We start from the raw sequence: 21,166 nt of genomic DNA, 5'->3' as shown, positions 1-21,166 counted from the left end.
TCGATATGAATTTCCGGAACATCTCGGCCTGGTCGATCCGCAACCCGGTGCCGTCGATCGTGCTGTTCATCGCGCTGTCGATCGCCGGGGTCTTCAGTTTCATGAGCATGCAGGTCAACAACGACCCGGACATCGATTTCCCGATGGCGATCGTCGTGATCAGCCAACCGGGCGCCGCACCGACCGAGCTTGAGACACAAGTCACGCAGCGCGTCGAATCCGCCGTGCGCAGCTTGCAGGGGATTGACGAGATCAGCTCGACCGTGACCGAGGGCAGCTCGGTCACGCAGATCCAGCTCAATATCGGCACGCCGATCGATCGGGCCGTGATCGATATTCGCGACGCGATCACGCAGATTCGCAGCGACCTGCCCGACGGTATTCTCGAGCCGCAAATCTATCGTGCGAACACCAGCGGCAACGATCTCGCCAGCTATTCCGCGATCACCTCCGACATGACGATCGAACAGCTTAGCTGGTACATCGATAATAATGTCAGCAAGGAGCTGTTATCGGTTCCCGGCATGGCGACGGTCAGCCGCAACGGCGGCGTCAGTCGCGAAATTCGTATCATCCTCGATCCGCTCAAACTGCAGGCGCAAGGGCTGACAGCGAGTCAGGTCAATCAACAGCTTCGCCAGGTCAATCTCAACGCCGCCGGCGGCCGTGCGGAGATTGCCGGATCGGAGCAATCGGTCCGTGTGCTCGGCAACGCCAAGAATGCCTATGAACTTGGCCAGACGCAGATCTCGGTCGGCGGCGGACGAACCGTGCGCCTTGCCGATATCGGGCGCGTGCGCGACCTTTATGCCGAACAGCGTTCGGAATCGTCATTCGACGGCAAGCAAGTCGTCACCTTCGATTTCCAGCGCGCCAAGGGCGCGTCGGACGTGGCCGTGTTCCACGCCGCCGAGAAGAAGTTGGCGGACCTGCAGAAGCGTAACCCGAAGGTCCAGTTCCAGCTGATCTTCAACGAAACCCAATATGCCGAATCGCAATATCACAGCGCGATCGAAGCGTTGATCGAAGGCGCGCTGCTCGCGGTCCTGGTGGTGTTCCTGTTCTTGCGTGACTGGCGCGCGACGGTCATCTCCGCGCTCGCCATTCCCTTGTCGGCAATCCCAACCTTCTGGTTCATGGAATTGATGGGGTTCAACCTCAATCAGTTGACCCTACTTGCGCTCAGCCTCGTGGCCGGCGTGCTGGTCGATGACGCGATCGTCGAGATCGAGAATATCGTCCGCCACATGCGCATGGGCAAGACCGCCTATCAGGCGTCGATCGACGCCGCGGACGAGATCGGTCTCGCCGTGCTTGCCACCACCATGGCGATCGTCGCGGTGTTCCTGCCAGTCGGTTTGATGCCCGGCGTGTCGGGTCAGTTTTTCAAGAATTTCGGCCTGACCGTCGTCGCCGCGGTACTGATGAGCCTTGCCGTCGCGCGCCTTTTGACGCCGATGATCGCGGCCTATTTCCTGAAAGCCTTCGGCCATGCCGAACATGGCGAGGGGCGGCTGATGCATGGCTATCTCGCCACGCTCAAATGGACGCTCCGGCATCGCTGGTCGGCGGTGGTCGGCGGGGTGACCGCACTCGCGCTCACCGTGGTGTGCGGATATTTCCTGCCGATGACCTTCCAGCCTGAACAGGATCAGGACGCGACAACGGCGCTGGTGGAGATGGTGCCGGGCACGACGCTCGAACAGACCAGCAAGGTGGTCAAGCAGGTCGCCGATATCCTCGCGGCGGAAAAGCCGGCGGTGAAATCGGTCTATTCGCGCTCCTTTGTCGGCAATGGCCGGGTGGTCGCGCTGTTCAACAAGGACAAGGGCCTGACCAGCACCCAGTTCGAACAGAAACTCGCGCCAAAGCTCAACGCGATTGCCGATGCGCGCGTCACCTTCCGTTCGCAAAATGGCTGGGGCGGCAGTGGTCGCGCATTGACCATCGTGCTTGGTGGCGACGATCCCAAGCTGCTCAACGACACGGCGGTCAAGCTCGTACGCGAAATGGCCCAGCTGCCGGAGCTCGTCGCGCCGCGGATCAGCGGTGATCTCCAGCGACCGGAGATCGTCATCAAGCCCCGGCTCGACCTGGCTGCCAATCTCGGCGTCACGACGGCAGCGCTATCGAATGCGATCCGCATCGCGACACTGGGCGATATCGACCAGAACAGCGCGAAATTCTCGCTGTCGGATCGCCAGGTGCCGATCCGTGTCGCGCTCGACGAGAATGCGCGCGAACGCCTGTCGACGATTCAGAATCTACCGGTCGCCACCGCTACGGGTGGTTCTGTTCCGCTTAATGTGATTGCGGATATCGGCTTCGGCGCCGGACCGACCAAAATCGAACGCGTCGCGCAGCAGCGTCAGATCACCGTCGGCACCGACCTTGCCCCGGGCGTAGTCAGCGGTACGGCGCAAACCAAGATCCACGCGTTGCCAACCATGAAGAACCTGCCGATCGGCGTCGGCGAACTGACGCTCGGCCAGACCAAATGGCAGGCGGAGATGGTCAGCAACTTCATTACGGCGGTGATTGCCGGCGTCGGCCTGGTGTTCGCGGTGCTGGTGCTGCTTTATCGCCGCGTTTTGCCGCCTTTGGTCAACATGGGCTCGTTGCTGCTGGCGCCGCTCGGTGGACTGATCGCGCTGCTCGTGACGGGCAATCCGTTGTCGATGCCGGTGTTCATCGGTCTGCTCATGCTGCTCGGCATCGTCGCCAAGAATTCGATCCTGCTGATCGACTTCGCGCTCGAGGAGATCGAGAAGGGCGTCGATGTTTCAACCGCGATCATCGATGCCGGGCACAAGCGTGCTCAGCCGATCGTCATGACCACGGTCGCGATGGTCGCCGGCATGGTCCCGACCGCCTTGTCGCTGGGCGGCGATGGCTCCTGGCGCGCGCCGATGGGCATCACGGTGATCGGCGGCTTGACCCTGTCGACGATCCTCACCTTGCTGATCGTGCCGGCCAGCTTCAGCCTCGCGGTCGGGGTCGAGAAATGGATCGGACCGAAGCTGCGTCGCGGCCTGTTGACCTATAAGCCGGGCGACGACGGCATGCCGGTGATCGACCATGATCCGCGGCCGCATTTGCCGTCCGCACCGACACGGATCGGCGGGCCAAAGTCCGGTGATGACCTCCCGCATCCCGCAGAGTGACGTGTTAAAAGGCCTTCGCACTTGAACAATCCCCGGTTTCGGGGATTGTTTCACCCATGAAGCTGCTCGCCCGCGCATCCCGCAACGCAGAAGCCGTGCCTGCGGGGCTGCGTCGGATGCGAATCGTTGCCACCGGCCTGCTCGTTGCGATGGCGGCAGTGTTCCTCGCGACCCGCGCGCTCGATGCTTCATCAATGGGGGGGCATCCGGCGATCGGTTTTATTCGCGCCTTTGCCGAAGCGGCGATGGTCGGCGGGCTGGCCGACTGGTTCGCGGTGACCGCGCTGTTCCGCCACCCACTCGGCCTGCCTATTCCGCACACCGCGATCATCCCGCGCAACAAGGACCGCATCGGCGATACGCTGGCGCAGTTCCTGCGTGACAATTTCCTCATTCCCGGCGTGGTCGCGCGGCGCATGCGGCAGCTCGATGTCGCCTCGGCGGCGGGGCGCTGGCTTTCCGCACCGGCCGGCAGCGAGGGGCGGTTGCGGCGTGGCGCCTCCGGACTGGTCGCGAACATGCTTGAGGCGTTCGACCCGCAGCGTCTCGGTGGCATGGTCAAAGGGGCGATCGGTCAGCGGTTGCGCACGCTCGAGGTTTCGCCGTTGCTTGGCCAGGCGCTGACCGCGGCGATTGCCGAGAAACGTCATTTGCCGCTGCTCGACGGGATTATCCGCTGGGCGGCGCAGGTGCTCAGCTCGAACGAACATCTGGTGCGTGCGATGGTGCATGAACGCGCCGGGTCGGTCCTGCGCTGGACCGGTCTCGACGAGACGCTCGCCGATAAGATCATTTCCGGGCTCGACGGGCTGGTCAACGACATGGCCGACGATCCCGATCATCCATTGCGCGCCAAGGCGGAGGAAGGGCTCGAGGTGCTTGCCTATGACCTGCAATACGACCCGAAGATGCGCGCCAAGGTCGAGGCGCTCAAGGCCGACCTGATCGATAATCCCGCGATGCAGCTTTGGCTCGACGGCATGTGGGAAAGCGCTCGCGCCAGCCTGCTCAAGGTCGCACGCGACCCCAATGCTGCGATGAGCGGCAAATTGGGCGATATGTTACGCCAATTGGGCACGACCTTGCAGGAAGATTCCGGGCTTCGTGCAACCATCAACCGTTTCACGCGTCGGGCAGCGGTGGGCATGGCGGCAGATTATGGCGACGGCATCGTCCGGCTCGTGTCGGAAACGGTACGCGGTTGGGACGCGCGCACGATCACGCAGCGGCTGGAGAATGCCGTCGGGCGCGATCTGCAATATATCCGCGTCAACGGCACGCTGGTCGGCGGGTTGGTCGGGCTGATCATCCACGCGGTGGATATGCTGCTTTGAGATCGCGCGATCTACCAGTCGAGGATCGGCCAGCCCCTGATGATGGCGAGCGCACGCAGCGCAGGGCTCGGATGTACGGCGAATGGCTCGTCGGCCCAGTCGAGCGTCGGCGCGTCAGACACATGGTCGGAATAAAAACGGATTTGGGTTTCCGACCGGTCGATACCCTGGACAGCGAGCCAGGACTGGATCATGCGCAACTTGGCCGGGCCATAGCAATTCTCGCCGTCGATCACCGCGCGGACGCGCCCGTCTTCGGTCAGGCGCGATCCTGTCGCGATCACCGCATCGAAGCTGAGTCGCTGCGCGATCGCGGTGACATAGAAATCATAGGAGGCGGTCGCCATGACCAGGCGGTAGCCCGCCGCGCGATCGGCTTCGATCCGCGCTCGCGCGCCGGCGAACAAACCATCGGCGACCACCCGATCGGCGAAACGGACAGCAAGGATATCCGCATCCCGGCGCGCGATCGATCCGCCGAGCAGCAGCCGCTGCGTCACCTGTTTCAAACGTGCGCGGTTGATCAGCCGCAACCCATAGCCACCGATCGCAAGCCCGGCGAGCGGCAGCAGCGCCAGCCGCCACGGCGCATGCGCGCGTGTCGCGCCGATCAGGAAGCGCGTCCAGGTTGGCGCGACGGTGATCGTCTTGTCCATATCGTAGATCGCAAGTCGGTGGGCGGCTTCTTCAGTCATCAGTTGGTCTTACGCGGCATTCGGCTTGCCGATCCAGCGCGATTGCATCAAGGGTGGGCGCGATGAACGATGTCGCCGCCTTCTCGCACGAACGCGCCGCCGACGGTGATGTCCTGCGCTTTTCGGGCAATTTGTCGCTGTCGCGGATCGGCGACCTGCCCGAACGGCTGCGTGCCTATGATGGCCCGGTCGACCGGCTTGACCTGAGCGGGATCGACCGCATCGATACGGTCGGCGCCTGGGTGGTGCAGCGTTTCGCTGCCGAACATGACGCGAAGATTGAGGGGCTCGACGCCGATGCCGAGCATCTGCTCGCGCAGGTCAAGGCCGCCGACCAGGCGGTCAAGATGCGCCCCGAACATGTCGGCAGCTTCTCGCGCGTGCTCGGCGAAGTTGGCGAAGCGACGATGATCGCGATGAAGACGACGGTCGGGCTGCTCGGTTTCATGGGCGCGACGGTGATCGCGCTGGGCAGCGTCATTCGGCACCCGAGCCGTTTCCGTTTCAACGCCACGGTGCAGCGGTTCGAGGTGGTCGGCGTGTCGGCGCTCGGCATTATCGGGCTGATGAGTTTCCTGATCGGCATCGTCATCGCGCAGCAGGGTGCGGTGCAGCTGCGTCAGTTCGGCGCGGAAGTGTTCACGATCAACCTGGTCGGGCGGCTGACCTTGCGCGAACTCGGCGTGTTGATGACCGCGATCATGGTCGCGGGGCGTTCCGGTTCCGCTTTCGCGGCGCAGATCGGGACGATGAAACTGACCGAAGAGGTCGATGCGATGCGTACGATCGGCGTTTCGCCGATGGAAGCGCTGGTGCTGCCGCGTACGCTCGCGGTGGTGCTGATGATGCCGTTGCTCGGCTTCTACGCCTCGCTGGTCGCGATCATCGGTGGTGGCCTGTTGTGCTGGGTTTCGCTCGGTATCCCGCCGGTCACTTTCATCCAACGCATTCGCGAAGTGGTACCGATCACCGATCTGTATGTCGGTCTGGTCAAGGCGCCGGTGTTCGGCGCGATCATCGCCATCGCGGGTTGTTTCCAGGGCATGATGGTCGAGGCCGATGCCGAGCAGGTCGGCCTGCGTACCACCTCTGCCGTGGTTCAGGCGATTTTCCTGGTGATCGTGCTCGACGCCTTTTTCGCGGTGTTCTTCACCTGGGTCGGCTGGACATGAGCGGGCGCGATCAATCCGAAAAGATCATCACCGTGCACGGGCTGAAGAACAGCTTCGGGGATCAGGTGGTCCATGAAGGGCTGGATCTGGAGGTACGACGCGGCGAGATTTTCGGCGTGGTCGGCGGATCGGGCACCGGCAAGTCAGTGCTGATGCGCTCGATCATTGGGCTGCAGACCCCGGATGCGGGCGAAATCACCGTGTTCGGCGAGCCGACGATCGACCGCGAGGAGACCGAGGCGGTCGATATCCGCAAGCGCTGGGGCGTGCTGTTCCAGGGCGGCGCGTTGTTTTCGACGCTGACGGTCGCGGAGAACATCCAGGTCCCCTTGCGCGAATTCTATCCGAAGCTCGATCCGTCGCTGCTCGACGAGATCGCGGCGTATAAGGTGGTGATGAGCGGCCTGTCCGCCGACGCCGGGCCCAAATATCCCGCCGAATTGTCGGGCGGCATGCGCAAGCGCGCCGGGCTGGCGCGCGCACTGGCGATGGATCCCGAGTTGCTGTTCCTCGATGAACCGACCGCCGGGCTCGACCCGATCGGTGCGGCGGCGTTCGACGAACTGACCAAGGGCCTGCAAAAAACGCTTGGGCTGACGGTGTTCCTGATCACCCATGATCTCGATACGCTCTATGCGATCTGTGACCGGATCGCGGTGATCGCCGACAAGAAGGTGATCGCGGTCGGCACGATTCCGGAACTTCTCGCGTTGGACCATCCATGGATCCAGGAATATTTCAACGGCCCGCGCGGCCGCAACGCGACCGCTTCGGTCGAACGCGCGCGGGAATTGAGTGAACAAGCAGGGGCTACGCGCTGATGGAAACCCGTTCGAACCATGTCCTGGTCGGTGCCGTGGTGCTGATCCTGCTCGCCGTGCTTGCGCTGTTCACGGTGTGGATCGCACGCCTCAACGGTTCGGCCGAGAAGGAGTACGACATCTTCTTCAAACAGTCTGTCGATGGCTTGAACAAGGGGTCGGCCGTGGCCTTTTCGGGTGTGCCGGCGGGACAGGTGAAGGAGATTGCGCTGTGGCGGCCAGATCCCCAGTTCGTGCGCGTGCGCATTTCCGTCAACGATGACACGCCGGTGCTCGAGGGGACTACTGCGACGATCCAGGGCGTCGGTTTTACCGGCGTCAGTCAGATTCAGCTCGACGGCGCGGTCAAGGGCGCGCCGCCGATCGGCTGCCCGCAAGTCCAGCCGGAAAAATCCTGCCCTTACGGTGTACCGGTGATTCCGCCCAAACAGGGTGGCCTTGGCGCGATCCTCAGTTCCGCGCCGCAATTGCTCGAACGCTTCTCGACTCTGACCGAGCGTCTGACCGAGATGCTGTCGGACAAGAACCAGAAATCGATCGAGGGCATTCTTGCCAACACCAACCGGCTGACCGGCGCGCTCGCCGACCGCGGGCCGGAGATTGCCGCGACGCTTGCCGAGACGCGGCTTGCGATCAAGCAGGCGGGCGATGCCGCGCAGCAGATCGGCCAATTGGCGGGTTCGACCAATGCGATGATCAATGAGGATGTTCGCCCGGCGACGCAGAATCTGAGCAAGGCGGTGGCCGCTGCGCAACACAGCATGGAATCGCTGGATGCGGTGATCGGCGACGCCCGGCCCGGGGTTCAGGCCTTCTCGAAACAGACCATTCCCGAGGTCGGGCTGCTGGTCCGCGATCTGCGCCAGATGTCGCTTGCGCTGACCTCGGTCGCCGAAAAGATCGATCAGGGCGGTGCCGGCGCGCTGGTCGGTTCGCCCAAGCTTCCCGACTATAAGCCCAACAAGTGAGGCGCCCGATGAACCAACCGCTCCCCCAACGGGTCGCCCGCAAAATCGCCCTGGCGGCCGCTTTGCTGCCGCTGTCGGCCTGTATCAGCTTCGGCGCCAAGCCGCCGCCTGTGCTGCTGACGATCAGTTCGGCTGCGACCATACCGGTCGGCCAGGTGCAGAATTCGGCCAACAGCGCGACGATCACCATCCTCGTGCCGGCAGTGTCGCAGGCGCTGGCGACCAACCGCGTGCCAGTGCAGGCGAGCGACACCGCGATCGCCTATGTCGCCAAGGCGCAATGGGTCGAACAGCCCGCCCGCCTGTTCGCACGGCTGCTATCCGATACGGTCGGCGCGAAGACTGGGCGTGTGGTGCTGAGCAATGCGCAATCCTATGCCGATCCCGGTGCGCGTCTGTCGGGTGAATTGCGCAATTTCGGCGTTGATGCGACGACCAATGAGGCGGTCGTGACCTATGACGCGGCGCTGATCCGTGGCTCGGCCAGCGTGGTCGAGAAGCGCCGCTTCGAAGCGCGAGTGCCGGTGACGGCGGTCGAGGCCGGCGCAGTCGGCATCGGCCTTAACCAGGCGGCCAATCAGGTCGCCGGCGAGGTTGCGGACTGGGTCGGACGCTAGCAGGCGGAAAACAACGCCATTGCCGGGCTACTTTACCGGCACCCGGCGCGTGGCCAGCGGCATTTCGCACACTTCGAGGCCGGATCCGATCATCGGCGCCGCAGGATTTTCGCGCAGCTTGATATAGGCGGCGAAGCGCTCGTTATCGGTTGATCGATATTCGAACTTCGGTCGCTCAGCGACCGGCATGTCGCTGGCCAGCCGTACCGAGACGATGCCGGAGCGCTCGGCTTCGGTCGCATAGACGCCCATCGCCGCGTCGCTGCGCGGCAGCGCCGAGAGATATTTCATGCCCTCGATGATGCGGCCGACCACGGTGTAGTTGCGGTCGAGTCGCCGCGCCGATTGGCCAATCGGCGTGAACAGTTCGGATCCGCTGCCGGTGTCGGGCGCACTGTCGCGCGCCACGCCGACCGTGCCGTAGCAATGCGTCAGCCATGCCATTTTGCCGTCAGTCGCGATCGGCCAGCCGTCCGCGGTGAAGCCCGACGCGGTCGAATGCGAATCCGCTTTGCTCAGCCGTTGTGCGACGGTGAAACCGGCGAACTCATATTCCGCCGCCGGGATCTTGACCACGCCCGGCGCTAGCGGCTTCTTCTCGGTCGCATCGCCCCATTGTGCGACCCAATTTTCCTGCACGCGATAGACGCTCGAGGCGTCCCACCAGCCCGCTTTGGCGAGCGTGCGGACATTGGCCACATGTTCGGGTGCAAAGCGTGCGGCGAGGCGGATCACCACGGTCCGGTTGCCGGTCAGTGTCATCACCAGCAATTCGTTATCGGGGATCGCCCGCCAGTCTTGCTCGGCCACATCGGAGGGCAACGGCGCCGGTGGCGTTGCGGCGGGGGCAGCAGGGGTGGGGGGTGTCGCCTGGGCGAACGCGAGCAGCGAGAGCAGTGGGATCAGCATGGCGGCAAGTGTGGCACGAGCGGACGCATCGGCGCAATCGCTCGCCGCTTGCACAGGCCCGCATCAAGCCCTAGGGCAACCGCTTCCTGTCCGGGATATGCGGAGCGGTGGCCGAGTGGTCGAAGGCGCTCGCCTGGAAAGTGAGTATACGCCAAAAGCGTATCGAGGGTTCGAATCCCTCCCGCTCCGCCACGGACCTGTTCCCGGTGGTCCGTATTGGACCACCGGTATCGACTTTTCCCTCCTGAAATCTGATACTTAGCAGACCGGCTCGGCCTCGGCCGTCCGTACCCGTTCGTACCCATCCGGCGAACCGGAGGTACTAAAACGTGGCACGCACGGTCGAAAAACGTGGTACTTTCAGGAGGCTGACATTGCTGACCGATGCGAAAATTCGCGCTGCCAAAGCGCGCCCCAAACCCTATAAACTCACCGACGCCAACCGCCTCTACCTGCTTGTCACGCCCAGCGGCGGCAAACTCTGGCGCTGGAATTACGATTACGACGGCAAGCAGAGGAGCATGGCCTTCGGTGCCTATCCGTTCGTTTCGCTGGCCGATGCGCGCAGCAAGCGCGACGAGGCCTATACGGTTCTCTGCGAAGGCCGCGATCCCAACGTGGCCAAGAAGCTCAGGATTGAGGAGAACATCGAGGCAGGGCGGCAGACGTTCGAGCGCGTCGCGCGCGAATGGCATGAGAACGCCAAGGCGCAATGGGCCAGGATCCATGCGGCTGACATCATCCGCAGCCTTGAGCGTGACGTCTTTCCGACGATCGGTGCGCTGCCGATCGCGCAGCTGACCCCGCCGCTCGTGCTTGGCGTTCTGCGCGAGATCGAGGCTCGTGGGTCGATCGAGACAGCCAAGCGCATCCGACAACGGATATCAGCCGTCTTCATCTACGGCATCGCGCAAGGCATCGTGCAGTCGGACCCCGCCGAGAAGCTTGGCAAGGTCCTGAAGCCGCTTCGCAAGGGCCGCCAGCCGGCGATCACCGATCTCGTCCCTCTGCGGAAAATGATCATCGCAGCCGAAGAGGACTATGCCCGACCGACCACCCGGCTTGCGATGCGCTTGCTTTCGCTCACTGCGGTCCGCCCAAGCGAACTGCGCGGCGCGCGCTGGGATGAGTTAGAGGATTTGAACGGCAGGTTGCCGCTCTGGCGCATTCCTGCTTCCCGCATGAAAGGCGACCTTAATCGCAAGGGCGAGCTGAACGGCGATCATCTCGTGCCGATCACTCAGCCATGCCTGGCCGTGCTTCGGGCACTCTGGCCGCTCACCGGAGAGGGCGAACTGCTCTTCCCAGGTAACCGGCATTCCCATCGAACAATGAGCGAGAACGCGATCGGCTACCTGCTCAATCGCGCCGGCTATCATGGTCATCATGTGCCTCATGGCTTTCGCGCGGCCTTCTCTACCATCATGAACGAATGGGCCGAGCGGGAGGGCAAGGAGCATGACCGGCAGGTCATCGACCTCATGCTGGCGCATGTCCCGACGGCGAAGGTCGAGGGCGTCTATAATCGTGCGGCCTACATGCCCCGGCGTCGCGAACTGGCGACGATCTGGGCCGAAATGCTGAGCGATGGTTTGCCCGACCCGACTGTCCTCATCGAGCGGCCGTCGAAGCCTGTCGGCGAGCATTCACGACGGCGCTTGCCCGACCCGGTCGGAGCGGACTTCCGCTTCCCTAGATGGCGACGAGCGGCATGATCCGGGCTGCCCAGAAGAGGAAACCTGTTGGGCGCTTAAGTGAACCGCCCCGGGTTTGCCGGAGGCTCCAATTCCTGAGAGGCGGCCCCGTATGAGCGAGACGACGAAGACGTTTGCGCCGAAAATTCGCGATCGCGCGGTACGGATGGTTTCGACCACGAGCGGGATCACCCATCGCGATGGGCGGCGGTGGTATCGGTCGCGGAGGAGATCGGCTGTGTACCCCAGATGTTGTTTGAGTGAGGAAGGAAGGCGTAGGTCAATAGCGGCAAGCGCACCGATGTCCCAACCGAGGTGGCGGACAAGCTCAAAGCGCTGGAACGCGAGGTCTCTGAGCTGCGGCAGGCGAATGAGATTCTGCGCAACGCAACGGCATGTTTGCTCCGGCGGAGCTCGACCGCCCGTTCAAGCGATGATCAAGGTTATCGATGATAACCGTGCGTCATACGGGGTCGAGCCGATCTGTCGCGTCCTGCCGATCGCCCCTCCACCTACCACGAGCATGTCGCGCAGCGACAGGATCCTACACGCCTGTCGGCGCACGCAGCAGGATTTGGCCCTCAAGCCGGAGATTACGCGCGTGTTCGCCGAGACCTTCGAGTAATCGGAGGATACCGACGCGCGGTCTAAGCGTCACGCCGCTGCGCGATCACCTGCTCGCCAACCTGAAGCGCGGCCACAAGCTGTTTACCGACGAGACCACCGCACCGGTGCTCGATCCGGGCCGCGGCCGGACCAAGCACCGGGCAGCTCTGGGCTTTAGTGCCCGGCATGGCGCCCTGCGAGATATTTTGGCTCAGAATACATGCGAAGTTGGGCATCAGATCGCCGTGGGACCGGCCTGCGGCGGCTCGCGGCAACACCCGTCGCGCGGGCGGTGCAGTCGCTAAAAGAACAGATCCGCGCGCCGAGCCGCTCGAAGTATGCGCCATCGTTGTCGTTTCGGCGGAGACCTCGGGAACGTCATAGCGGCAGGGCCGTCTTATATCTTAGTCGTGGATAGCGCGAGTGGGACGAGGAGTTGGAGCGCGAGCTGCCGACGCAACCAATCAGGTAGCGCCGACCACTACTGTCCGGAAAGCGGTGAGCGGGATCGCGATAAGCTACTGATTTAGCATAATGAAGGTCGGTTTGTGGCCTGTCGCCGACTTGAACACGCGGCGGCGTCGGCTGAGCATCCGTTCCCTGATCGGGGAGCGGGAGTGAGACGATGTACGAAGGCAAGATCGTGTTCGCGCAGTTGATAGATCACCTGCCCCAGCACAGCTTTCGCCGATGCGTTGAACGCTTTGGCGGCGACCGATCGGTGAAGAGCTTCAGCTGCCAGGACCACTTCCGCTGCATGGCGTTTGCCCAACTGACCTACCGTGACAGTCTACGGGACACGGTCACCTGCCTGAACGCGCAAACGGCCAAGCTCTATCACACGGGTATCCGCGGCCGGGTCAGGCGCAGCACGCTTGCCGACGCCAACAAGCGCCGCGACTGGCACCTCTATGCGGCCTTTGCCGAGATCCTGATCGGTCAGGCTCGGCGGCTTTATGCACGCGACACCTTCGGCGCCGATCTGGAGGCCGCCGCCTATGCGCTCGACACCACCACCATGACCTGTGCCTGTCATTGTTCCCTTGGGCCAGGTTCCACCACAACAAAGGTGCAGTGAAGCTGCACAGCATGATCGATCTGCGGGGCAATATTCCCGTGGTTATCCATATCGATGACGGCAAGTCCTGCGACACCGACCCGCTCGATGTGATCACCCCGGAGCCTGGCGCCATCTACGTCATGGATGGCGGGTTCATGGATCTGATCCGCCTCTGCCGGCTCAGCACCGCCGGCGCCTTCTTCGTGATCCGCGGCAAAAGCAACTAGCGCGCCTGCGCCGCATCAACTCCCGCCCGGTCGATCGGGCAACCGGCGTCATTTGCGATCAGGTCGTGGCCTTCGAGCTGCGCCTGAGCCTCAAGCGCTACCCGCTCGCCTGCGCCGCGTGCGCTATCGCGACCCCGAAAGCGGCAAGTCGCTCGTCTTCCTCACCAACAATTTCGACCTGCCGCCCAAAACCATCGCCGACCTCTATCGGTGCCGATGGCAGATCGAACTCCTCTTCAAGTGGATCAAGCAGCACCTGCGCATCAAGAGCTTCTTCGGCACCAGCGAGAACGCGGTGAAAACCCAAATCTGGATCGCTGTGTGCGTCTACGTGCTCATCGCCATCGTCAAGAAACGCCTCACCCTCGACACCAGCCTCTACACAATCCTACAACTGGTAAGCGTCACTGCGTTCGAGAAAATGCCCATCGATCAGCTACTTGGCTTGACAGCAACAACATTCCCTCACCGCCACAATAATAACCAATTGAATTTGTTCGACGATTAACCGGACAGTAGTGAGCGCCGACCGGCATCGTCGGTTCGATGGGCGGCACCAGCCAATTCGGCCCGTACCCTCAAGGCATCGAGCTCGCGGGAAGGAGCGTGAAATCGCTCACAGTGATTTTTTGAATCTGCTTCTCGCCCGCGCCGAGCACGCGACAGCAAAGCAGCGCCTCTGCAGGCAGTGCGGTCGCGATGATCGACTTGCCACAGGGACAGATGAAACGTGAAAGCGTTGCGCCGCGTCGGGCAACGCTCCGCTTGGAACCTCTCGATCCGCGAAGGACCGTCATATGGCGACTAGCTAGCGAAGGCGGTCGAGACATGCGGTTTCGAAAATCGCTTTGTCGCGCTCGTCGAAAAGGATGGTCTCCAGGCAGTTTCGTCCATTGTTGTCACGGTAGTGAAATGACAACGCCAAATGGCCAGTATAAACGGCGACCAACTCAAGCTTCAATTCCGGTATCCTGCGCATTACTTCTCCCCAGTAACTGCGAAGTGCTTCCTTGCCCTTTATCACGCCGTCCTCCGCATAGACTTTCGCAAATGGCGAGCGGAGGTGAATGCCGTCACCGTAGAGGCCAATCAGATCGTCCAAGTCTCGGCGATTCCAGGCTTCTATCCAGCTGGCTGCCCATTTATCCGGGAAAATCAACGAAGTCTCCTTGTGTCACAGCTGGCGGCAGCATTTCCTGGCTATCGAATTGTCCCGCGCCAACCTATTTGCCAAGGGACGGTGACATGAAGAGGTGCATTCCTTGTTAAGAGGAGGCACGTCCGGCCCTCCGATTTGAGCTAAAGGAAGCCGGGTCTTTCTCGCAGTCTTAGGCTGGCGCAGGTAACGCTCTGTTTCCGTTACGCTGATGTCGAACCGGCAATACCAGACGGTTGTTGCCGAGCCGAACAAAAAATCCCCCGGCGACGTATCGGTTTCGCGATCATCAGAGTTTTTCCTCGGTGCTGCGTCGACGGATACACCTGCTTGCGTCCCATGCCGCCATTTCTTAGCGAAACGCTGATCTGCACAAATCGGCCGAACCAACGAGCCCGGGGAGCGCAAATCCCCAATGCTGGGAGTCGTTTCAAACCCCGTGGCAGCAGGTCGCTCGGAATAGGTCACTAGGGGCTGCTATCCATTCGGCAGATTCCATCCGCAGCCTCGAGAGTGATGTTCGAAATCTCGTCTGTCGCGTCGATGCGCGCGTCGAAGGATATGCCTGAGAGGCATGTGCTGCGGAGAGAAGGCATTTGTGCGCAGCGCCGTCCCCGGAAAGATTGAGCACACTGACCGCAGCCGGGCGGAGAGTGGATTGGAACGGATCAGGAGCCGAATGTGAATTTCGATTATTCCGACGATCAGAAGTTTCTGAAACAGGAAGTACGCAAGTTTCTTTCCGCGCGCTGTACCTCCGCCACGACCCGAGCGATCCTCGACGACGACTCACAACTGTTCGACCCGGTGCTGTGGCGGGAAGTGGTAGAGTTGGGCTGGATTGGCGCCGCGATTCCTTCGGAGCATGGCGGCTCGGGCATGGGTCACGTCGAGCTGTGCGCCATCGCCGAGGAGCTCGGCCGGGTTGTGGCTCCGATCCCGTTCGCCTCCACCGTCTATGTTTTTGCGGAAGGCATTATGAAGGCGGGGAACGACAAGCAGAAAAGTTCGCTGCTGCCCGGTATCGCAGCGGGCGAGGTAATTGGCTGCCTGGCAACCTCAGATGGTCCTGGCCTGGTCGACGCTGACACGACAACCGCGACGGTCAAGGATGGCCGGCTGAGCGGCATCAAGGTGCCGGTAACCGATGGTGCAATCGCGACCCACGCCATCGTTCTCGCCGGCGCCGATACCGGGCCGGGCCTGTTTCTTGTCGATCTGGCCGCCGACGGTGTGACGCAGAGGACGTTGAAGACGCTCGATCCGACCCGCAACGTGGCGCAGCTGACCTTCTGCGATACGATCTGCGAGCCGCTCGGTACCGAAGGAGAGGGGGCGGCCTTGCTCTCGGCAATCCTGGATCGCGCGGCGGTGCTGTTCGCATTTGAGCAGGTCGGGGGCGCCGATCGCTGCCTCGAAATGGCTAAGAACTATGCGCTGGAGCGCTATGCATTCGGCCGCGTAATCGGCAGCTACCAGGCTATCAAGCACAAGCTTGCCGACATATACGTCAAGGCCGAGCTCGCTCGGTCGAGCGCCTATTACGGTGCCTGGGCGCTCGCAACCGACGCCGCCGAGCTGCCGGAGGCGGCCGCCGCCGCGCGGATCGCCGGCAGCGCGGCCTATGATTTCGCAGCCAAGGAGAATCTTCAGACGCATGGTGGAATGGGCTTCACTTGGGAAATTGACTGTCACCTCCATTTGCGCCGCGCGCGTCAGTTGTCGCTGGCGCTGGGTGGCCTGCCGGTCTGGCGCGAGCGGCTGGTACGCCGCATCGAACGCTGCAACGCCGCCTAATAGAGGGTCATCCGATGGACTTCAACGACAGCCCCGCCGAAGCCGAATTCCGCACTAACGCGCGCGCTTGGCTGGACGTGAACGCCGGGCGCGATAAGGAGCGGAAAGCACCCCGCGTGGACGACACCTCGCTCTTGGGCGAGGGCAAGGTGTGGCAGGCAAAAAAAGCCGAGGTCGGTTATGCCTGCATCACTTGGCCGAAGGAATGGGGCGGCGGCGGGGGCACGCCGATGGAACAGGTGATCTTCAACGAGGAGGAGGCGAAGCACGGTCGCGGCTATGGCTTCTTCGCAATCGGGCTGGGTATGTGCGTGCCGACGGTGATGGCGTTCGCCGACAACGCGACTAAGCAACGCTTCGTACCTGCTGCGGTGCGCGGCGAGGAGATCTGGTGCCAGCTATTCTCGGAACCCTCAGCTGGATCGGACGCCGCCGCCAGCCGCACCAGGGCAATGCGCGCCGGCGACGGATCGGGCGATTGGATCCTTGACGGCCAGAAGGTGTGGACATCGGGCGCACATTATTCGGACTTTGGCATCGTATTGGTGCGGACCGATCCCGACGTGCCCAAGCACAGCGGTTTAACAATGTTCTGGGTCGACATGAAATCGCCCGGCGTCGACATCCGCCCTATCCATCAGGCTTCCGGGGAGAGCGACTTCAACGAGGTCTATTTCACCGACGTGCGCGTACGCGACAGCCAACGGCTGGGCGAGGTGGGCAAGGGCTGGAACGTCGCTTTGGTAACGCTGATGAATGAGCGGCTGGCGGTCGGCGGCGGCATGGGACCGAACTGGAGCGAATTGCTCGCGCTGGCGCAGGGAATCCCAGGGGTCGGCGGTAGCTCGGCAGCGGAGGACGGCGGCTTCCGCGAGCGGCTGGCCGACTGGTATGTTTCGGCTGAAGGACTCCGCCTTACCCGCTACCGGGCGATGACGGCGCTCAGTCGAGGCGACACCCCCGGCCCCGAATCGGCGATCGGCAAGATCGTCTCCGCGCGTCAGATGCAGGAGATCGGCGAAGAGGCGATGAACCGGCTTGACCAATATGGCATCGTCGGAGACGAACACGAGCGACATCTCATATCGGCGTTCCAGCACAATTGGTTCTGGGGCACAGCACTGCGCATCGCAGGTGGCACCGACGAGATTCTTAAGAACATCATCGCCGAGCGGGTGCTGGGACTCCCGCTCGACATTCGCATCGACCGCGACGTCGCATTCAAGGACATTCCGAGAGGCGTGTGACCTTTAATGGCGAGCATTAGACCCGCTGCAAAAGGAACGAGACATGGATACTATCCTCAGCCCCGCCGATTTCTTCGTCGAATTCGCAAGTCCCGAATGGTTCGATATCTACCAGAAGGTCTCGATTGCCGCGTGCCGACTCGGGATGGTGGCGCAAGGAGTGACGTGCGAGGTCTGTCACGACGTCCCGGCGCATCTCGCCTCCGACGGTATGCTCGCGTGGACGCGACGCGTCGAAGGCAAGTCCTGCAGCCTGGACCTTGTGGAATGCCCCGACGACGAGGCCTATACAAAGATCCGAGCAGATTATGCGGCGCTGCTCCCGCTCGCGCGGTTCCTGATTGGCACGAACGATAGCGCGTTTCAGGCGCTGGCGATGGAGGCGGTCGCCAACGGCAAGTTGGAAATTATCCGCCACATGCCGTCGGCGGGGCCGAGCAACCACATCGTGCATAATATGATGGCGGCTCTGACGCGATAGGAGGCTCCGAACGACTCTTTGAGCAGCTTGGATAGAATGATTGCATCGATTAGCTAGCTGCCGTCCGTGTTTCTAAGTTCGCAGCCATCCGAATTCGCCGCAAAGCAGTGCTACGCCCCAGTAAAGTTCGGCGCACGACGCTTGAGGAACACTGCTATCCCCTCGTGCGCGTCGGCGCTCGCGCGTGCGATCGTGATCTCGTTCAACTCGGCGTCGAGTTGGTTAGCAAAGGAGACGCCGCCCTGTGCAGCCAACAAGTGCTTGATTGCGCCTAAGGCCGTGGTCGGCCCGGCTGCGATCTTGACGGCGGTCGCACGCGCATCGTCCGCCAGCGCGGCATCCTCGACGACCCGCGTCACTAGCCTGTAGCGCTCGGCCTCCTCGGGGGTTCAGGCGGCGGCCGATAAGCGCCATTTCCTGTGTGCGCCTGAACCCGATCACGCGCGGCAGCAGCCATGTCGCTCCGCCATCGGCGGTAAGCCCGATCCTCGCATAGGCCATTACGAAGCTTGCCGAGCGCGCCGCAACCGCCATGTCAACGAAGGCGACGAGGCTGAGCCCAGCGCCCGCTGCCGCGCCTTGCACCGCGACCACAGTCGGCACTGGCGTCGCCGCAAGCAGCTTGCGCGTTTCGTGCAGCCGTCCGGCCAGGGGCTGTCAGCATCCTCGCCGCTGAAGTCGCGCAAGTCGCAGCCGACGCAGAATTCGACCTTCACCTTCAATAAGGATCGCGCGGATTTCCGTATCGCCGGCGATTGCCGAGCCTATCTCGTGGAACGTATCCATGAACGTGCATTGCACGCCTGCGGGCGTGCGAGCGTGATCGTCGCAATGCCGTCCGCGACGGCGTAGCGGATTGGGGAATGCATCACGCCTCTCAGCAGCGCTCGACGTTGATGGCTGGCGCCATACCGTCGACCGCGACTCTCGCGACGAGGCCACCGGTCAGTTCGACTCGTCAAGCGCCGTGCCAATCAGGACCGTACCGGTTGCGCCTTTAAGCCGGCAATACGAGTCCAGCACCGCTTGCGCGGAAGCTTCCATGACCGATAGCCGGCGCGCCAACGGTCCAAGGCCCATGCCCGCTTTCAGAAGCTATCGGCGCGCCGGCCGCCGTCGCATGAACCGCGACTATTTTGACGATGACAAATTTTATTATGAATTCTCCTCAATCAATTGCGATGATTGCTTCGCCATCGAGCGTCCGAATGCCTTGGTCGGTCCGCGCGCCGACCTTTAGACGAGCGCTGCGTCCGCTATCCTCCTGGAAAGTTTCGACCACTTCGCCGAAGCAATGGACCGTGGAGTGCAGCGGCGTAATTGCGGTAAACCGCACGTTCCAATGACGGATACGCGCGCCCGGCGCCCAATCGCGAAGCGCTTGAGCGAGGTACGCCATCGAGAGCATGCCATGGGCGAACACGTCGTTCATTCCGGCCGCCTTCGCGAAATCGCTGTCGATGTGCAGGAGGACGTGGTCGTGGCTGGCGCCCGCGAACAAGGCCAGCGTGCCGCGCGTAATCGGTCCGCGCACCAGCTCGGGAAGGGTGTCGCCGTCAGTCATTGCGCACCACCGTCACGCTCCGCATCTCAGCGCACAGTTTCCCGCTGGCATCCACAGCCTTTGTATCCTGAACGATGAATTCGAGCGCCCCTCCCTTCTTGGCGTAGATGTCGCTGGTGGTGGTAGTCAGCGTCAGTACGTCGCCCGCGTGGATTGGCTTGTAGTAAGCGAAACTCTGCTCGCCGTGGAGGATTCGGGCCATGTCGACGCCGAGCCCATTCTGCTTGTCGAACAGGCCGCCGCGTTTGGCCGGGGCGGACATCGCCAACGAAAAGAGATAAGTCGGCGGTGCAGGTATCGCAGGTTGGCCCGCCCCTCGGGCGACATCCTCGTCGAAATAGACCGGATCGGTCTCGCCAGTCGCCTTGGCAAAGAATGTGAGAAAGCCCTTTTCTACTTGGATCGTGCGCGGTTCGGAGACCACGCCGACATGGGCATTGCGATCGAGCATCAGGCCGCCTTACCGTAAAGCGTCACCACACATGCCCCACCCAGCCCGACATTGTGCTGAAGGGCGAACTGCATATTCTCGACCTGCCGCTTGTTCGCCGTGCCGCGCAACTGGTGGGTCAACTCAAAGCATTGGGCGAGGCCGGTCGCGCCGAGCGGGTGACCCTTGGACAGCAGCCCGCCCGAGGGATTGATGACATGCTTGCCGCCATAGCTGTTCTGGCCGTCGCGGATATATTGCTCGGCCGTGCCTTCGGCGGTGAGCCCAAGCGCTTCGTACGAGATCAGTTCGTTCGGTGTGAAGCAATCGTGCAGTTCGACGGCCTGAATATCGTCCGGGCCGACGCCCGCCGTCTCGTAAACCTGCCGAGCGGCTTCCTTGGCCATGTCGTAGCCGACGACGCTCATCATGCCGCGATCTTCGAATGTGCCGGGCATGTCGGTGGTGAGCGCCTGCGCGACGATCTCGACCGAGGCGTCGAGATTGTGTTTTGCCGCAAAAGCGGGCGAGACTAGCACTGCCGCCGCTGCACCGCAGGTCGGTGGACACGCCTGGAAACGCGTGATCGGGCCGTAGAGATGCTTCGATGCCATCACCTCCTCCAGGGTGATTGGGTCGCGGAACAGCGCCATCGGGTTGTTCGCGGCGTGGCGGCGGGCCTTGACGCTGACCAGCCCGAACGCCTCGTCGCTAGTGCCGTAGCGTGCCTGATGGTTAAGACCCGCACCGCCGAATTGCTGCGCGGCAAAAGGCGAATGATCATTCTTCGCCTGTAACTGATCCTGCCGCTTTAGCGCCATGTCGAGCGTGCGCTTGCGGTCGTTGAACATCATGCCGAGTGCGCCCGGCAGCATCTGCTCGAAGCCGACCGCGAGCACGCACTCCACCACACCCGCCTCGACCATCTGCCGCGCCAGATAGAGCGCGGTCGATCCGGTCGAACAGTTGTTGTTGACGTTGACAATCGGGATGCCAGTCACCCCAACGCGGTACAGCGCCGACTGACCCGCGGTGGAATCGCCATAGACATAGCCGGCATAGGCCTGCTGGATCTGGTCATAGCTCACCCCGGCATCGGCGAGGGAAAGCCGGATCGCCTTTTCGGCCATCACGTCCCAGTCCTCGCTTTGGCCCGGCTTGGTGAAGGGGATCATGCCGACGCCGGCGACGCGTACCTTGTTCATTGGATTACTCCTTATGCCC

At 62.6% G+C, this 21,166-nt stretch carries 18 protein-coding genes, 1 tRNA gene, 3 pseudogenes and 1 other annotated feature; of the genes and pseudogenes, 15 read left to right on the top strand and 7 right to left on the bottom strand.

The features are described from left to right. Positions 1–5: 5 nt before the first annotated feature. The gene (locus G4G27_RS17390) at positions 6–3,164 is read left to right on the top strand and encodes an efflux RND transporter permease subunit (RefSeq protein ID WP_183109802.1); all 3,159 of its coding nucleotides are present in this window, start codon (positions 6–8) and stop codon (positions 3,162–3,164) included. A 56-nt stretch (positions 3,165–3,220) separates the two neighbouring features. After that, the gene (locus G4G27_RS17385) at positions 3,221–4,498 is read left to right on the top strand and encodes a DUF445 domain-containing protein (RefSeq protein ID WP_183109801.1); all 1,278 of its coding nucleotides are present in this window, start codon (positions 3,221–3,223) and stop codon (positions 4,496–4,498) included. Between the two features lie 11 nt (positions 4,499–4,509). Here the strand turns inward: G4G27_RS17385 and G4G27_RS17380 are convergent, their stop codons facing one another. Continuing rightward, positions 4,510–5,193, bottom strand: a complete 684-nt coding sequence (locus tag G4G27_RS17380; protein ID WP_183109800.1) for an HAD-IB family hydrolase — start codon at positions 5,191–5,193, stop codon at positions 4,510–4,512. A 62-nt stretch (positions 5,194–5,255) separates the two neighbouring features. Between G4G27_RS17380 and G4G27_RS17375 the strand changes: the two genes are divergently transcribed. Genes G4G27_RS17375 through G4G27_RS17360 form a run of 4 tightly spaced genes read left to right on the top strand, consistent with a single transcriptional unit; the run spans position 5,256 to position 8,771 of the window. Beyond that, positions 5,256–6,365 (top strand): ABC transporter permease, encoded by a 1,110-nt coding sequence (locus G4G27_RS17375; RefSeq protein WP_183109799.1) that lies wholly within the window; start codon positions 5,256–5,258, stop codon positions 6,363–6,365. Next, positions 6,362–7,186, top strand: a complete 825-nt coding sequence (locus G4G27_RS17370; protein ID WP_183109798.1) for an ABC transporter ATP-binding protein — start codon at positions 6,362–6,364, stop codon at positions 7,184–7,186. Before G4G27_RS17375 ends, G4G27_RS17370 begins: the two co-directional genes overlap by 4 nt. Continuing rightward, entirely contained in the window at positions 7,186–8,154 is a 969-nt protein-coding gene (locus G4G27_RS17365; RefSeq protein ID WP_183109797.1) for an MlaD family protein, read from the top strand. Before G4G27_RS17370 ends, G4G27_RS17365 begins: the two co-directional genes overlap by 1 nt. A gap of 8 nt (positions 8,155–8,162) precedes the next feature. Then, positions 8,163–8,771: an ABC-type transport auxiliary lipoprotein family protein gene (locus G4G27_RS17360; RefSeq protein ID WP_183109796.1), complete on the top strand. Its 609-nt coding sequence runs from the start codon at positions 8,163–8,165 to the stop codon at positions 8,769–8,771. A 27-nt stretch (positions 8,772–8,798) separates the two neighbouring features. Here G4G27_RS17360 and G4G27_RS17355 read toward each other — a convergent pair whose 3' ends face one another. Further along, positions 8,799–9,680 carry a peptidylprolyl isomerase gene (locus G4G27_RS17355; protein WP_183109795.1) on the bottom strand — a complete coding sequence of 294 codons (882 nt, stop codon included), beginning with the start codon at positions 9,678–9,680 and terminating at the stop codon, positions 8,799–8,801. A 101-nt stretch (positions 9,681–9,781) separates the two neighbouring features. Between G4G27_RS17355 and G4G27_RS17350 the strand changes: the two genes are divergently transcribed. The 5 genes and pseudogenes from G4G27_RS17350 to G4G27_RS17335 all read left to right on the top strand — a co-directional run bounded on the left by G4G27_RS17350 (position 9,782) and on the right by G4G27_RS17335 (position 13,775). Next, positions 9,782–9,872: transfer RNA gene (locus tag G4G27_RS17350), tRNA-Ser, on the top strand. Positions 9,873–10,054: 182 nt separating this feature from the next. Then, a complete protein-coding gene (locus G4G27_RS17345; RefSeq protein WP_183109794.1) occupies positions 10,055–11,395 on the top strand; it encodes an integrase arm-type DNA-binding domain-containing protein in 1,341 nt (446 codons plus the stop codon). Positions 11,396–11,486: 91 nt separating this feature from the next. Further along, positions 11,487–11,996, top strand: a pseudogene (locus G4G27_RS24220) (IS3 family transposase); the annotation flags it as partial. Beyond that, positions 11,767–11,882: a sequence feature (AL1L pseudoknot), on the top strand. It overlaps the preceding pseudogene by 116 nt. 64 nt (positions 11,997–12,060) lie before the next feature. Next, positions 12,061–12,154: pseudogene (locus tag G4G27_RS24410) on the top strand (transposase); the annotation flags it as partial. Positions 12,155–12,605: 451 nt separating this feature from the next. Continuing rightward, positions 12,606–13,775, top strand: a pseudogene (locus G4G27_RS17335) (IS4 family transposase). Between the two features lie 300 nt (positions 13,776–14,075). Here G4G27_RS17335 and G4G27_RS17330 read toward each other — a convergent pair. Then, entirely contained in the window at positions 14,076–14,426 is a 351-nt protein-coding gene (locus G4G27_RS17330; RefSeq protein WP_183109793.1) for a nuclear transport factor 2 family protein, read from the bottom strand. Positions 14,427–15,104: 678 nt separating this feature from the next. Between G4G27_RS17330 and G4G27_RS17325 the strand changes: the two genes are divergently transcribed. Genes G4G27_RS17325 through G4G27_RS17315 form a run of 3 tightly spaced genes read left to right on the top strand, consistent with a single transcriptional unit; the run spans position 15,105 to position 17,948 of the window. Beyond that, a complete protein-coding gene (locus tag G4G27_RS17325; RefSeq protein WP_183109792.1) occupies positions 15,105–16,220 on the top strand; it encodes an acyl-CoA dehydrogenase family protein in 1,116 nt (371 codons plus the stop codon). Positions 16,221–16,234: 14 nt separating this feature from the next. Beyond that, positions 16,235–17,467 carry an acyl-CoA dehydrogenase family protein gene (locus G4G27_RS17320; RefSeq protein WP_183109791.1) on the top strand — a complete coding sequence of 411 codons (1,233 nt, stop codon included), beginning with the start codon at positions 16,235–16,237 and terminating at the stop codon, positions 17,465–17,467. A gap of 43 nt (positions 17,468–17,510) precedes the next feature. Then, entirely contained in the window at positions 17,511–17,948 is a 438-nt protein-coding gene (locus G4G27_RS17315) for a hypothetical protein (protein ID WP_183109790.1), read from the top strand. Between the two features lie 110 nt (positions 17,949–18,058). On the opposite strand, the gene G4G27_RS24210 is transcribed toward G4G27_RS17315, so the two are convergent. After that, positions 18,059–18,307 (bottom strand): hypothetical protein, encoded by a 249-nt coding sequence (locus G4G27_RS24210; RefSeq protein WP_244624390.1) that lies wholly within the window; start codon positions 18,305–18,307, stop codon positions 18,059–18,061. A gap of 274 nt (positions 18,308–18,581) precedes the next feature. Here G4G27_RS24210 and G4G27_RS17305 point away from each other — a divergent pair, with 274 nt between their 5' ends. After that, complete coding sequence (locus G4G27_RS17305) at positions 18,582–18,800, top strand: hypothetical protein (protein WP_183109788.1); 219 nt, start codon at positions 18,582–18,584, stop codon at positions 18,798–18,800. A gap of 316 nt (positions 18,801–19,116) precedes the next feature. Here the strand turns inward: G4G27_RS17305 and G4G27_RS17300 are convergent, their stop codons facing one another. The 3 genes from G4G27_RS17300 to G4G27_RS17290 are packed head-to-tail and all read right to left on the bottom strand — an operon-like array spanning position 19,117 to position 21,147. Next, positions 19,117–19,512, bottom strand: coding sequence for a MaoC/PaaZ C-terminal domain-containing protein (locus tag G4G27_RS17300; protein ID WP_183109787.1), 396 nt, complete (start codon positions 19,510–19,512; stop codon positions 19,117–19,119). After that, positions 19,505–19,963, bottom strand: coding sequence for a MaoC family dehydratase N-terminal domain-containing protein (locus tag G4G27_RS17295; RefSeq protein ID WP_183109786.1), 459 nt, complete (start codon positions 19,961–19,963; stop codon positions 19,505–19,507). The genes G4G27_RS17300 and G4G27_RS17295 overlap by 8 nt, the downstream gene beginning before the upstream one ends. After that, the gene (locus G4G27_RS17290) at positions 19,963–21,147 is read right to left on the bottom strand and encodes a lipid-transfer protein (protein WP_183109785.1); all 1,185 of its coding nucleotides are present in this window, start codon (positions 21,145–21,147) and stop codon (positions 19,963–19,965) included. Before G4G27_RS17290 ends, G4G27_RS17295 begins: the two co-directional genes overlap by 1 nt. Positions 21,148–21,166 lie beyond the last annotated feature (19 nt).

The organism is Sphingomonas sp. So64.6b, assembly GCF_014171475.1.
Lineage (GTDB): Bacteria > Pseudomonadota > Alphaproteobacteria > Sphingomonadales > Sphingomonadaceae > Sphingomonas > Sphingomonas alpina_A.
The sequence above is the reverse complement of the archived record's forward strand: the minus strand, read 5'-3'. Positions and strand labels throughout refer to the sequence as shown.